The organism is Nitrosospira multiformis ATCC 25196 (assembly GCF_000196355.1).
GTDB lineage: Bacteria > Pseudomonadota > Gammaproteobacteria > Burkholderiales > Nitrosomonadaceae > Nitrosospira > Nitrosospira multiformis.
Genome location: NC_007614.1, coordinates 594,915 through 609,266, shown reverse-complemented (window position 1 = coordinate 609,266; position 14,352 = coordinate 594,915). Strand labels below are relative to the sequence as shown.

Sequence of the window (14,352 nt, the reverse complement as noted above, 5' to 3'; positions counted from 1 at the left end):
AACTGGCGCAACACCTGAGGGGGGTTGATTCGCCCTACCGCAACTATCCGGAGAATTGGGCTTCGACAAAAAGATATTGGAGAGGCCTGAAGGTGTGCGGCCAGTCGATTTAGCGTGGAAACTGCCTGTTCTCTTTGCAGACGCAGACCTACCCGATTACCAGCGCTTCCTTGCTGAAGACATCCACCATCGTCCGCGTACTGAAATTCCATCCTGAATTTCATCCCGTTGGCCCAGTTGGCCCGGCATAAAGTGCATGCTCACCCTTCATGGGGTTGGTCCGCTTGAGCTTTGCCTGGCATGTGACCCTCGTCTTGCGTTGCCTGGGCAGTTTCGAGGGAAGCTGAGGCTGCTCTTCGCTATAAAGCCGATATATCTGGTTTTTACCCAGTTGCCAGATTCATTCCAAACGGTGTAACTAACGGTGTAAACTATTTAATGGGAGTTAGCCCGGATATTTCACCAAGCAGCCTGAGAATTGTAGAAACCGGTATGAACACTGGTATTTGATCAACCCGGTTGCTAATCGAATATCTCATCCCCGGTGGGTTCCAGATGTGTGGTTTCATTCATCTCCTGCCGGAATTTGGATAGCTCGTAGTACATTCTGAAGCGCGCCCGATTCAAGTTGCCTAATGGCCGGTGTTCAGGCAGGCAATGCCACGGGTTCATTTTCAGCCGCTTGGCAAACTCAAACTGCGCATCGGAATCAAATTTCTGTTTCGGGATATGAACCGTGGCAGCGGGAATAAACGGTGAAAGCTCCTCCGGCCAGCGTACCGAACTATCTTCAATGGGCATCAGATGAGGGTCCGTCTGGAGCTGAATCATAAGATCAAACTCGACATCCTTCTCATTCAAGGTCTTGATCATGTTCTCCCGCAGATAATTAAACGGCGGGGTGCCAAATGGCAGGCCGGGAATATGGGTTTCAACATCTGTCGTTTTCGGCACGAATGAATACATCATGGCTTGTCCCTCCCCCAGCAGATAGGGAGTGCAGCTCCAGTAACGCCGTCCCAGCGGGTTATACTGAGTTTCGTTCCACAAGCTCTGCATGAAGAAGTCAAGCAGGTGGGAATCCTTGGGATTGAGAAAATAATAAAGCGTCATGTCCACCAAGCTCCAGTATTGCAGCTTGGCATTTTCCCGCGTGTTGGGTGTGACGAACGTCGCGCCGCCACTGGTCGTTATGAAATCCTGGGTGAATTTCTCCTCGCTCATGAGTTTTTCGCCCGGAACACCCATGAGTTTCACCGCCATGCTCATGAAGCCGACATCATTGATATCCGCAGGCACATTCGGCCCCGGTCCGGAATAACGCACATAGGCAGGATAAGTACGCGGGTACGCAAAAATCCCCTTGCGGAAATGCTCCGGCAAATCATCCCGTATGGTTACCGTGGCACGCACAATGCCGTGTGTTTTTGTATTGCCGCCCCGCTCATACCCTCCCGGTTTGAAGCGACCGCGCATCTGATCCATCATGAGATCGATAATCTTGTTCAGGCTTTCTTCTTCATCCGGATAGAATTTTTCTTCGGCCAGCTGCAAACCTTCGTTCTTGCGTCGACGATTGATCAAATACTGGATAAACTTCGCGCTGGGTTCGCGAAAGAGGTAGTTCCACTGTGCGCGGAACCAGGGTTCCAGCCGGCGTTCGATCCGCAGCAGCAGAATCAGAAAATTGTGAATAGCCTTCAGTATCCGGTTCTTTATCTTCGTCATGATGGGCTACCAGTCCTGTTAGCAGGTAAGGCGGAAATGTATTTGAGTGCGCGCAGCCCGGGCATAAAAAAATATCCCCCCCCAAGGGTGGTAACAAATTGCGGCAAATGACAGGTTGTCCGCATCGGCCCGGCCGGATCAGGAGAATTGAAATGATCAGTGCTCTCCCCGCTCATCAAGGGTTCGCGATTCCCCAGCATGGGATCTTTTTCATCTTGCACGCCATCGAACTTACTGTTCATGGTCCATGCATTCTGAACAAATTCGAATTGCCGCGATATGTTGCCCACGAGGCAGATAAACTGTATTCCCCGTTCGGCGACAGGCGCATGGCGTTCGACAGCGTCTTTCGGTGCAAGGGCGGGTCCATAAGTGCGACCACGCCGCAGCAAACGATGAAAACGGGAAGAGGCGACCAGATCTTCATCCGGTCTTTGACCAAAACCCAGTATTTTGATCAACCGGTCTACGGGACCGCATGCACTCGTGGGCAAATCGCCTGTACGCGGATTGGACCGGCGCACATGGGCGCCGAGGGGGCAATAGTTCCCCTTTGGGTCCTGCTCATAAGTAAAATCGTTCTCATATTCTTTGCGCGAAATGCCGGGAATGTGGGCCGGAACCAAGGGCGTGCCGTCGAGTTCCCGGCCCACCATCGCTGCGGCAAGTTGCTCGCGTTTTTCCGGTATGTGATCCGCCACCTGGTCAAGAAACTGCCAAAAACCCGGAACATCCTGGCCCAGTTGCCGAAGCACCAGATAAGTGCCATTACGGCCGAAATCCTTTAGGGGGGGATCATCCTCGGCACCAGGCAACATGGTTGCAAGCTTGTCTTTCCGGGGATCGATGAGCGGGCGCGCAGTGTACTGCCCATATTCATTGCGATAGCCAAGTACGATTTCTCCAGGAGCCAGCAAGTTGGAATAACGATCGCGCTCGTGAGTATCCGTGCTTTGCCGCTGCATCCAGTCCACGGTTGGCTGGCTGATGCTGTCCGGAAATCCGAAAGGCTCGATGTCACCGATATAAAGCGTAGGTAATTCCTGCAGCAACTCAAATGCGTTGGAGAAATGTTCGCCTTCTATGGTTTTTTGCCAGGCGCCGATCCCTCCTTCCGTGGCGTAAAGCAGTAACAGGACATGGGGTACCTGCGCCGCATTGCCTCCCCATTTCCACTGCTGGGGCGCATTGCTGCCGATATCACCCAGGCGTCGGGAACGGCTTTCATCTCCTGCCATACCCACGATGAACTCATCGGAAAAGCCCTCGACAACGGATTCCTCCAGTCCGAGGACACGCAGACCCTCCACGGAAAAGGCAATCTGCAGCGCCGTTTCTGGCGGAGGATCCTGCGTGACGGCGCTGCTGATGGGTGCTGTCTCCAGCCATTTTTTGGCCAGATCGGCATTTACGATATTCAGCAGCAGGAAAGAGGTATCCGTCAGCTTCCCATATCCAAAGCGCAGCAGCCCCTGAAGATCATCGAATTCAAAGTCGCTTGATTCTTTCATTTCCATGCTCCTCAGATCAGGCTGAGCCATTCACGGATTTCCGCATCATTGGATTGCCGAATTTCCACACCTTGCCGGATACGACTGTTTCGCGCCAGATCAACGGCCGTTAATCCCGGGTACGCCTTATACCAAACCTCGGTGGGTATTTGATGCCGCCTTTGCGTATATTTGAATGCATGTTCCCGGTTTGCACCTTCCTTGATGATCCACCGGGTGGTAGGGTAGCCGACACCATTGGTGAAGGTAAGATTGAGGCCCCAGCCGACCTTATTGATAAAATCATCCATATAGCTTTCATGGCTGCCATCGTAATTGCTGGCGAAAAAAACCCTGTGGTTATTGTCCATGAACACCCACCGGGCAAAATGAATCGTTTTTATTCGGGCGAGAAATCCACGGTTGTATATGTGCCGGGCCAAATAGTCGGTCACCAGGAGTACGAATTTGAAAGTCAGTAAGCGGACCCCCCCAGGTTTCACGTCACCGAACACACTATACTGGTTACTGACATCCCGATCTTCCTGCACGGTAAGCTCCGCCAAATGTTCACGGCTGGGCCGGATAAAGAGCTCAGGGTCAGAGCGTTCGAGCATTCTCAAACGTAGTGCAAAGATAAGTGCGATAACCAGTAATAGCGGAGATAGAAGAAGCAGGATCAATGGAACCCCGATCATATGCAGAAGATTGCGCATTTTCCATTCGGGGGGCGTGGGTTCTGGCGGGGTTAACGTAAGCCTGCCTTTATATTTTTCCATTTCCACATAAGACAACAGCTTTTGCCGCAAGGCACGCACATTCTCCCGGCCCACATCGTCAACAGTTTTCGGCAGATAGGCAGACAAACTTCGATGGAGCGCTGCTTCTTCATGGATTTGCCTGACCGTTCGCCCGATCCAGTTAACATAGGTGGCGCTGGCATTTATATTGTTTGCCTTCATCCAGCCCAGGAGATCCTGATTTTCCTCGGAAAAACCTTCGCAATGAGAAAAGATTTTTTTCAGACCCGGCTCCGCGCGCTCGATCAGTTCCAGAAAAAAAGTCTGCATATCCCCGTCAATATCGCCAAGAAAGGCGAGCGTGGGTTGCCACGGTCTCGGCGTTACGCCGAATGCTCTGATTTCCTGCGCGGTTCTTGCTTCTATGAGCACGAAACGTGCAAAGTGCAGGCGATCAAACTTCCCAAATGGCATCAGTTCATTGTTGGGGTCAGCATGACCGGGCAGGTTATTCATCGAAGCCAGCAAGGCGCGCAGGTCTTTCAACTGCCCGTTACGTACAGCCGCAACAATCATGAAGCTGGATTGAGGTGTCATGGCTTTTTATCTCACTCGATATTTATACGACTTCTTGTTTTTCTGCTCAACCGGCTTTCCTGTCACCCGATTGCGATGTATAAGCTGAGCCGTCAGTGAAACAGACGCCTTCGTGAAACGGCGGAGTTCTGATAACCGCAAACCTGTTTTGAAGTCTCAAACATTCAGCTCGAATGCCTGAAAGCCGGGTGTGGCGGAATCACCCGGATAACTCAGAACTGCAGGAAGAAATCTATAAGGTGCTTGTTGCCCCAGTAAACCTTCCCCAGATATTGCTTGTCCGCCACCTTGCGGATTTCGTCACGGACCCGTTGGGCCACTGTGGAGGTTTCCGAATAATCGAGAACAATGCATGGCTTGTGATCGAACCAGCTATCGTCCTTGTACACCTTGGCGATGATCGCGCGAAAGCCAAAAGGTGAAATTTCGTTCTTCAACGTACTTGTCTTGGCGTCAAAAATCTTTCCCTGCCAGGCAAAAAAATTGATGACCTGCGCGATCGCATAGTTGTAAGGCGTACCGGGCGCGATAATAGCGGTGCCCTTTGCTTCACCGTCCGGTATCTCGCCCACTTCCCCGGAAGAAAACAATTTATCGAGCTCGTCTTGCGACATATTGATCACCTGCTGAATATCGTAAGCCATTATTACCTCCCTATCTCCTGTTACGCATTCTTCATTAACCCGGGTCCGGCACCGCACGATTCGCCTGCTCCTGCCGCATCCCGGACTCGGTGTAGCAGTTCTTCCAAACTCGAATAAGGTTTTCTCCGGTTGCTCGCCACATGCCCCGCTCTTCAAAAGACAAGACCAGCGACCAATCCTGCCATCAGAAATCGGGTCCGCCCACTCAGACTCAGGCGCCTCCGCTTAATCCACCTATTTCATCATATATCCGATCCCCAATTAGTCAATGTGAATTTTTATCAGGTGTATGTTCTTTTGCTGATTCCTCGCATTGGCCTTGGCGAAACCAGTTTTCGGGCATGGCCTTGATGGGCTCGTTCTTGCTCCGGGCCTCCTTTCGGGTCGAGTACCGGGTTCATTGTATTGGCTGCAAGACCAGGATAAACGCTTGCCGTATTTAATGATCAACAGCCGCTGCTACCAGGTCGGTCTTTTTGAAGCGAAATGCCTTTGGGCACAGAGCTCTCGATCGAGCTCAAGCTCAAGCGCAGACAGATATAGTCGGACTGTGTAAAATCGAGCGGATCAATCGCCATGTACTATAGTTATTGTGTGCAAGGCGTATTGGCATCGAGCGAGAGTCATATTGCGCCGGTTGTTTTCCTTGAACCCTTTGTCAGGAGCAAAAAAATGGACCATTCGCATAAGACCGGCGCGCACCTCCACCCTAAAACCTTCGATGAAGTTATCGCTCTCGGCTTTCCCCTGGACAAGCTGGAGTTGCTTAAGGATATCCATAAGAAACTGGTAAAACCCCTGCTGGGCGGAGCAGCCGCCTTTGCGCCCAAACCGCCGGGCGCACCGGTCACCCGCCAGAATCAGGCGGACCTTTCGCCCGAAAAACGGGAAGCATTCCGCAATGCGGTTGTTCGTCTGGTGGAGGAAGGCAAATACCTCGAACTGGTCCAGTTTCATAGGGATATGTCGCACGACATGCATGGCATGATGGGCGAGACAGGCCTTTATCGTTTTCTGGGCTGGCATCGCCGTTATCTCGTCGAGTTCGAGCGGGAATTGCAGCGTGTTGACGCTGTTCTCCGTCCCGGTGCAACTGAAAAACTCGCGGTCCCTTATTGGCGCTGGGAAGATCCCTTCCCCGCCTGGCTGAACGGTTTTCTGCCTGCAAACGATCCGGATACGGGAACACCCCCACCCTCACGCAAAAATGCTTCACCACCGCAAAAAGCCAACGCGACGGATGTGGATATCATCGTTAACCAGTTCTCCATCCAGAATACCGGTCTGAACAATGAAAATGACTATACGAAATTCACTTACGGGCTCGAGGGCTGGGGCCGGAGACCGGATGGAACGAGCCTTCCCGGCCATAATCACGGTCATGCCTGGGTGGGTGGCATCATGAACAATACGATGTCATCACCCACGGATCCGGTTTTCTGGCTCCATCATGCCGAAGTGGATCGTTTGTGGCATATCTGGCAACAGGCCAACTCATCGGCGGAACCTAACCTGAGCGGGTCTGACCGCATCATGGACCCATGGGGGGAATCATACGATGACCTGGTGGATACGGAAGACCTGGGTTACGTCTACGACTCGACTTCGTTATAAAAAGAGGTTGCATTTTCATTGCCGCGATGCTTTTTTCGGCACCCGCAAAAACCAATAATATTCGATTTCTCCCTGGAGGCCGCCACATGAAGTCCAAAAGAGTTGCCCTCACTTTCATTGCAATGGGATTGACTACATTGCTTATCGGCTGCGCCTACAAGCGCCCGCCCTGGATTGCAAACGAATGTGTCGAAGGCCCGTTTGCGAAGGCAGGAGCGGTGAAGGACGAGGCGCAATGCGCGAATCGATCGGCAGAGAGCTTCCCGGGTGCGGACGAAGATTACTTCAAGGACATGGACTATGGGATCAGCCAAGACCCGCAGAAGGTTGTCGCCACGCTGGAGCCGTTTGTTCCCGGAATCTCCCGCGTTCCGCAAGAGGCTGTAAAAGCCATCGTCAGAGGCCGGAATAACTGGATAGTCTGGACAGGCGGAGATGACAAGTTCTGGGATCATCTCAATATCAACAGCCAGGGCAGCTTCGATCTCCTGAAGGTGCTTTCAAATCATCCGCACCTCATGAAAAATCCCGGATATAGCCGGGATAACCGATGGTACTGGTTCGGTCTTGTCAATGAACCGTGCTTCAGGAAAAACGTGGATGCACAGGGCAATCCATTGGGACGCCCCGACCGCTTCGGCCTGTATCTCGACGTGCGCGATCCGAATTGCGCAAGCGACCCGTTCGAGAATGAAGAGAAATACCCTGGCGTAAAGATCGGGTCGCGGGGGAAGACAGTGCCGATCGGGTCCTACTACGGATATGCGAGCGGGATTGTAGGACTGCGGTTGTTCCCCAATCCCGATTTCGATGAGGCCGCAAAAAAGCGCTGGGACCCGGAAAGGTATTATACCGATCCGTCCTACTACAACGATGCAAATCTGGTGAAGCCCTACCGGGTGGGGATGTCGTGCGGATTCTGTCATGTGGGCCCGAACCCTTCCAATCCGCCGAAGGATCCGGAGAACCCGCAGTGGGCCAACCTTAATTCCAATCCCGGGGCGCAATATTTCTGGTTCGACCGGATATTCGCCTACGAAGCCGACAAGAACAGCTTCGCCTATCAGTTCCTCAGCACCAATCGCCCCGGTGCCCTGGATACTTCCCTCATTTCAACGGACTACATGAATAATCCGCGCAGCATGAATGGGGTATATAACCTGGGTGCGCGAATGAAAAATGCATTGCGCTCGGGCAAGGAGCAGCTGACGGGTGATGAGCTGAACAATAAGCAGTTTAATGATTATCGGGAAATATCTTCCGAAAGTCCGCTGAGAAGGTTCTTCGAAAAATCGGGTACGGTGTTCACCCCACGGGTGCTCAAGGATGGGGCTGATTCCGTGGGCGCGCTCGGCGCCTTTAACCGCGTTTTCGTAAATATCGGACTCTTCAGCGAAGAATGGCTTCAGCATATCAATCCACTCATCGGGGGCAAGCCATTCACGCCATTCCCGATCGCCACTGCCAACAAGAATTCCAGCTATTGGCGGGCAACGGAAAACCAGACCCTGGATACATCGCTGTTTTTCCTCGCAGCCAGCCGGCCGGATTATCTGGCGGAAGCGCCGGGAGGCCGGCATCATTTGACCGCTGATGCGGCCACCCTGAAACGCGGCAAGGAAGTATTTGCGGAGAACTGCGCCGGCTGCCACTCGAGCAAGCTGCCGGAGAAAGCGGTAAAATTCTTCCCCAATAACGGTTGCGTCGGGCCTGATTACCTGAGTTGCTGGAACCAGTACTGGAACTGGACAAAGACCGACGAGTTCAGGCAGGAGATGAAAGAGATCGTACTGAAGGAGGATTTTCTTGCTGACAATTATCTTTCTACCGAGTTGCGCGTTCCTGTCACCCTCCTTGAAACGAATATTTGCGCTTCCCTTGCAACCAACGCGCTCAAGGGGGATACCTGGGATAATTTCTCTTCCACCTCGTACAAAGAACTACCCTCGGTCGGAAGTGCGCTGGTTCACCATCCCGTGACACGGGAGCCCCGCTCCTATCCCATGCCAGATGGCGGTCGCGGGTATATCCGGCCGCCTTCGCTTGCGAGCCTCTGGTCCTCGGCGCCCTTTCTGTTGAATAACACCTTGGGCAAATTCTATCCCTCAGGCACCGTTGAGGACAGGATGAAATCCTTTTATAGCGGGATAGAGCAATTGCTCTGGCCGGAAAAACGCTACTGCGACCAGGAAGACCTGTACGGGGGGAGTTACTATGCGGAAAAGAATTATGGAGATCAGGAACGAACAAGCTGCGAAAACCGCACATATGTCACCCGCTCGGGCAAGGAAGTGCCAGGCATTATCGATCGAACCTGGGCGAGAAGCTGGCTGCTGATACCGGAGGGTTATCTGCCCTGGTATGTGAGGTTGCCGATTCATGACGGCGTGTTGAATCTGGGCCCCATACCGGAGGGCACACCCGTCAGCCTTCTGTCCAACCTGGACCTCGAAAAAAGAGGCGGCGAAGTCAAGACGCTGCTGAAGACACTCAAAGGTCATCTGGGAGATTTGATCGCCGCCAAGGTAACGCCCGATCGGATCACGGATGCGGAATTACGCAAGGTCTATTCCAATCTGGTCGATCCCCTGCTCGGCGTAAGCAAATGCCCGGACTTCGTGGTCAACCGGGGTCACTACTTTGGGACCGATTATCTGCCGGGAGACGAAGGACGGCCGGGACTCGGAGATAGCGACAAACGCGCATTGATCGAATTCCTGAAAACGATGTGACGCGCCGCGTGAGGGATCACCACCAGAAGCACCGCTCCACCGAGGGGAGCGGTGCGAGTTCTTATTGCAAAACGGAGGCCAAACCGAAGGGAAGTTGCAGCCAAACCGGCGGAAACTTTTCCTTTATAATCATTTTCGCGACTCTCCGCAGAAAAATACGATTGATTTCGCCTTGATCTCCCGACGCCGTTTTGTCAAGCTCACCGCCCTGCTGGTATCCGGCGCAAGCACCTTTCTTGCCAGTTGCTCTACCCTTCTCTGGAAGGGGTCCTCGCGCCCCTTTGTCCACCTGAATTGTCCCTCCGCTGCCGGGAACAAATTCGATTACATCATCATCGGTTCCGGAGCGGGCGGAGGTCCGCTCGCCTGCAACCTCGCTTTGAAGGGTTTCCGCGTGCTGCTGCTGGAGGCTGGGGGAGAAGACGATCCCTGCGAATATTACGTTCCCGCCTTTCACGCGCGCGCCTCCGAGCACGAGGCGCTGCGCTGGGACTTCTTTGTGCGTCACTATGCGGACGACGAGCAGCAGAAACGGGATGACAAGTTCATTCCGGAACGGAACGGCGTGCTGTACCCGCGCTCGGGGACCTTGGGGGGATGTACCGCGCACAATGCCATGCTGTTGATCTATCCCCACAATAGCGATTGGGACTATATCGCCGAAAAGACCGGCGACGAATCCTGGCGCAGCGAAAATATGCAGAAATACTTCAAGCGCATGGAGCGCTGCGAGTATGCCACCCGGGCTGAAGAACCGGATAGCCGCCATGGATTCGGAGGCTGGCTTCCAACAAATCTGGCAGAGCGGGAAATGCTGCTGAGGGACAAAGTCCTTAGGAGGCTCTCAAAAGCCGCGCTCGAGGAATCACTCAGCGGCATTATCAACCCGATCAAACGGACCTTGCTCAAGATAAAAACCCATGGTGATCCCAACGATTGGCGTTTTATCCGGAGAAGGCCAGAAGGCTTGTGCAAGATACCGATCACCACCCGGCAGGGGCGTCGGGCTGGAGCCCGGGAGTACATATTGCGCGTTCGCGAGCAGTGTCCGAATTTTCTCGAAGTCAGAACTCATGCGCTGGCGAAGCGTATCCTGCTCGATGAACAGAACAAGGCCTATGGAGTGGAGTACATTTCCGGCGCCCATCAGTACCGTGCGGATCCGCGACATGGGACAGCAGCCCCGGGGATCGGGGAAACCGTGCTTGCCGAACGGGAAGTGATCGTTTCCGCAGGCGCATTCAATACACCCCAGTTGCTCAAGCTCTCCGGCATCGGTCCTCGGGAAGAACTGGAGGGGCATGGCATCACGGTAAAAGTAGACTTGCCAGGGGTGGGAGAAAACCTCCAAGATCGTTATGAACTGGGCGTGGTTACCCGGCTCAGGGAAAACATCCCGCTGATCAAGGGAATGAAGCTCCGCTGTCCCGCCCCGGGCGAGGCGCCTGATTCCCAGTTCAGCCAGTGGCTTCAGGGCGTCGGGCCCTACACCACCAATGGTGCGACGATCGCGCTCATGAAGCGCTCGTTTCCAGAACGCCCGGATCCCGATTTATTCATTTTCGGGCTGATCGGGGATTTCCGCGGATATTATCCGGGTTATGCCAATAACATTGCCAGGACAGAAAACGCCTTTACCTGGGCCATCCTGAAGGGCCATACCGCCAATACAGCCGGGCGGGTCACGCTGCGGTCCGCCGATCCGCGCGATGTGCCGGATATAAACTTTCATTATTTTTCGGAAGGCACGAACGCTGGAGAAGACATGGAGTCACTTGTCGCCGGAGTGGAAGCAGTGCGCAATATCGTCAGGCTCTCCTCCGACGTGATCGAGGAGGAGGTTCTGCCTGGCCCGGAAGTCAAGAGCCGTGAAGAGATACAACGTTTTATAAAAAACCAGGCGTGGGGACATCATGCCTCCTGCACTTGTAAAATGGGCGCCGCCACTGATCCCATGGCTGTCGTCGACAGCCGGTTTCGCGTTTATGGCACCCGGAACCTGCGCATTGTGGATGCTTCCGTTTTCCCCAAAATACCCGGGTTCTTCATCGCTTCATCCATCTACATGATAAGCGAAAAAGCGTGCGACGTGATCCGCGAGGATGCGGAAAGGATGCAGGTCTGATAGGGTTTCCATATCTTCCGCCTCCTCCTGGTCGTGCCCTCTCCCGGAATTTGACACCGGCGGCAGCGGAAGGTGAGCCGCACTTATATTCCCGTTCATGACTCTGCGCATCCTTCCGGCAAGGAGAGCAATTCACCGATCGACTCCAGTTCCTCCCCGTTGCGGCGCCCCGAAATGTGCTGCAGGGGTAGCGGATGGGAGGCAAGGGCACAGGTTCTCATAACCTGTGGCAATCACTTCCATCGCGCCAGGAGTACGGCCCGTCTCCGCACGCAGTCACTCTGCTACCTTAGCCCGTAGTAAAGCAATGGATGGATGAGGCGTTGTCTGCATCCGGGGACCTCCCTTCCGCGATGCGAGGGACGCGGCATGGGCACTTTGTCACCCCAGTCGACCAGTACAAGTACATTGAGGCGCTGGGGAAACACATAGATATGAAAGCGGCTGTTGCGGGCGGTCGCCTTGTACCAGATTTCGCGGCCGGCCTGCACCGAAGTAGGAAGTCCGGATGCTGCAGCATAAATTCCCGGGCGATGCGGCGGGCAACACTTCGGATCCGAGTAAAGGAACATCTCAACCTCATCGCATTTTTACCCATCTCATAACGGAACGGAATTTCCTAAACATCGGTCTGCCACATAAACCTTCCGCTTTCCGCGAGTCAACTCCCTTGTGGGCGACTGGTATAATTGACAGTTGATATCTGAAGAACGGTCTGAAAGATTCGATGCGAAAAATCCTTCCATCACTACTGTTATTCGTGGTCTCGGTCGGCCATGCGACAGACGCCTCCGTACGGCCCGGCTTATGGGAAATAACGACGACGTCGATGCTATTGGCCCTGGTGCCGCGGATTCCGCCTGAACAAATGCAGCAACTGACGAAGCTGGCGAAGCAATATGGACTGGATTTACCCCGGATCGAGAATGGAGCGGCCACCTCCAGAATCTGCATCACCCGGAAAATGGCGGATCAGGAGATTCCTTCCTATTTGCACGTTCACGAAGCGGGATGCAGCATCCAAAATGCCATCCGCACCGGGAATGACTACAAGATGGACCTCGTCTGCACCAATCCCCAATTACAGGGCAAGGGGCGAGCCGAGGGCTCGTTTACGACGCCGGAAAGTTTCTCGGGATGGACCGTGTTCACTGGTACGATGCAAAACACTCCCGTCAATGAGCATGCGGATACCACGGGGCGCTGGATCAGCGCCAATTGCGGCAAGATAAAATCACCGCGGTGATTGTCAATCCGGTTCCTGTCCTGCCATATCTGTCTGTCTGATTGACGGCGGCTTGACCTTTACCCGCTGGCAACTTCGTCTGCTGCAACTGCAGCCATCCTTGTGAGCAGTTTTTCGTGAATACCGCCAAAACCGGCATTGCTCATGATGAGTACATGGTCGCCTGGTTGGGCATATGCCGTAATCGCGGCTATCAATTGATCCAGCTCTTCAAAGGCAACCGCCTTTTCGCCCAGTGGAAGCAGCGCTTGCGGCAAATCCCAGCCCAGGTTGGCGGCGTAGCAGAACACTACGTCCGCCCCTGTTAGGCTGTCTGCCAGACTTTCTTTCCATACGCCCATTTTCATGGTGTTCGAACGTGGCTCAAGCACGGCGATGATGCGCGCCCCCTTCACCCTGCTGCGCAGCCCGTCAATCGTTGTCCGAATCGCTGTCGGGTGATGGGCAAAATCGTCATAGACCGTGATGTCCCTTGTTATACCCTTTACTTCCATGCGGCGCTTGACATTCCTGAATTCCGCCAGTGCGGCAATGCCTGCCTTTACCGCTACACCGGCGTGACGAGCAGCAGCCAGTGCGGCGAGTGCATTCATCCGGTTGTGCTTTCCCAACAATTCCCATAGCAGCGTTCCCTGCGATTCCCCCAGAAAGGATACGGCAACTGCACCATCCGTGAGGACGTCTGCCTCCCACCCATTGGCGACGCCTATTCTTTCGACGGGTGTCCAGCATCCCTTCCGCAAGACCCGCTCCAGATTCTCTTCCTGGCCATTGCTGACGATAAGACCCTTGCCGGGAACGACACGCACGAGGTGGTGAAACTGCTGCTCGATCTCCTCAAGGTTCCTGAAAATATCTGCATGATCGTATTCCAGGTTATTGAGAATGGCTGTTCTTGGATGAAAATGGACAAACTTGGAACGCTTGTCAAAAAAAGCCGTATCGTATTCATCGGCTTCAATGACGAAAAAACCGGAATTCCCCAATCTGGCCGAGATTCCAAAGTTCTGCGGTATGCCGCCAATGAGAAATCCCGGTTCCATTCCGGCATATTCGAGAATCCACGCCAGCATGGAACTGGTTGTGGTCTTACCATGCGTTCCCGCGACCGCAAGCACCCATTTGTCCCGCAGGACATTCTCCGAAAGCCATTGAGGACCGGAAATATAGGGCAGGTTGCGGTCAAGAATCTCTTCCATGAGGGGATTGCCGCGGCTCACCACGTTTCCTATAACGAACAGGTCAGGATTCAGCCTGGTTTGTTCCGAGGAAAATCCTTCGATCAACTCGATACCCCGTGATTTCAATTGCGTGCTCATCGGGGGATAGACGCCTGCATCGCAACCGGTAACCTTGTGCCCCGCTTCCTGTGCGATTGCCGCAATGCCTCCCATGAATGTGCCGCAGATGCCAAGGATATGAATATGCAAAGCTTG

10 protein-coding genes are annotated in these 14,352 nt (G+C 53.9%); 4 read left to right on the top strand and 6 right to left on the bottom strand.

Annotation, left to right across the window (positions count from 1 at the left end; genetic code table 11):
- Window positions 1–522 precede the first annotated feature (522 nt).
- From NMUL_RS02810 to NMUL_RS02795, 4 genes are all read right to left on the bottom strand, one after another.
- Window positions 523–1,728: a catalase family protein gene (locus NMUL_RS02810; protein WP_011379893.1), complete on the bottom strand. Its 1,206-nt coding sequence runs from the start codon at window positions 1,726–1,728 to the stop codon at window positions 523–525.
- Window positions 1,725–3,239 carry a Dyp-type peroxidase gene (locus NMUL_RS02805; protein ID WP_011379892.1) on the bottom strand — a complete coding sequence of 505 codons (1,515 nt, stop codon included), beginning with the start codon at window positions 3,237–3,239 and terminating at the stop codon, window positions 1,725–1,727. Before NMUL_RS02805 ends, NMUL_RS02810 begins: the two co-directional genes overlap by 4 nt.
- Before the next feature lie 11 nt (window positions 3,240–3,250).
- Window positions 3,251–4,555 (bottom strand): hypothetical protein, encoded by a 1,305-nt coding sequence (locus tag NMUL_RS02800; protein ID WP_011379891.1) that lies wholly within the window; start codon window positions 4,553–4,555, stop codon window positions 3,251–3,253.
- A gap of 212 nt (window positions 4,556–4,767) precedes the next feature.
- The gene (locus NMUL_RS02795; protein WP_011379890.1) at window positions 4,768–5,199 is read right to left on the bottom strand and encodes a hypothetical protein; all 432 of its coding nucleotides are present in this window, start codon (window positions 5,197–5,199) and stop codon (window positions 4,768–4,770) included.
- Window positions 5,200–5,871: 672 nt separating this feature from the next.
- On the opposite strand from NMUL_RS02795, the gene NMUL_RS02790 reads away from it, so the two are divergent.
- The 3 genes from NMUL_RS02790 (at window position 5,872) to NMUL_RS02780 (ending at window position 11,670) form a co-directional block, all read left to right on the top strand.
- Window positions 5,872–6,813 carry a tyrosinase family protein gene (locus NMUL_RS02790; RefSeq protein WP_167535548.1) on the top strand — a complete coding sequence of 314 codons (942 nt, stop codon included), beginning with the start codon at window positions 5,872–5,874 and terminating at the stop codon, window positions 6,811–6,813.
- Between the two features lie 86 nt (window positions 6,814–6,899).
- The gene (locus NMUL_RS02785; protein WP_011379888.1) at window positions 6,900–9,545 is read left to right on the top strand and encodes a c-type cytochrome; all 2,646 of its coding nucleotides are present in this window, start codon (window positions 6,900–6,902) and stop codon (window positions 9,543–9,545) included.
- A gap of 172 nt (window positions 9,546–9,717) precedes the next feature.
- Window positions 9,718–11,670 carry a GMC family oxidoreductase gene (locus NMUL_RS02780; RefSeq protein ID WP_238529854.1) on the top strand — a complete coding sequence of 651 codons (1,953 nt, stop codon included), beginning with the start codon at window positions 9,718–9,720 and terminating at the stop codon, window positions 11,668–11,670.
- Between the two features lie 284 nt (window positions 11,671–11,954).
- On the opposite strand, the gene NMUL_RS02775 is transcribed toward NMUL_RS02780, so the two are convergent.
- On the bottom strand, window positions 11,955–12,242 hold the full coding sequence (locus NMUL_RS02775; RefSeq protein WP_041352348.1) for a hypothetical protein: 288 nt from the start codon (window positions 12,240–12,242) through the stop codon (window positions 11,955–11,957).
- A gap of 155 nt (window positions 12,243–12,397) precedes the next feature.
- On the opposite strand from NMUL_RS02775, the gene NMUL_RS02770 reads away from it, so the two are divergent.
- Window positions 12,398–12,916 (top strand): DUF3617 domain-containing protein, encoded by a 519-nt coding sequence (locus tag NMUL_RS02770; protein WP_011379886.1) that lies wholly within the window; start codon window positions 12,398–12,400, stop codon window positions 12,914–12,916.
- Window positions 12,917–12,975: 59 nt separating this feature from the next.
- Here NMUL_RS02770 and mpl read toward each other — a convergent pair whose 3' ends face one another.
- A complete protein-coding gene (mpl, locus tag NMUL_RS02765; RefSeq protein ID WP_011379885.1) occupies window positions 12,976–14,346 on the bottom strand; it encodes a UDP-N-acetylmuramate:L-alanyl-gamma-D-glutamyl-meso-diaminopimelate ligase in 1,371 nt (456 codons plus the stop codon).
- Window positions 14,347–14,352: the final 6 nt, after the last annotated feature.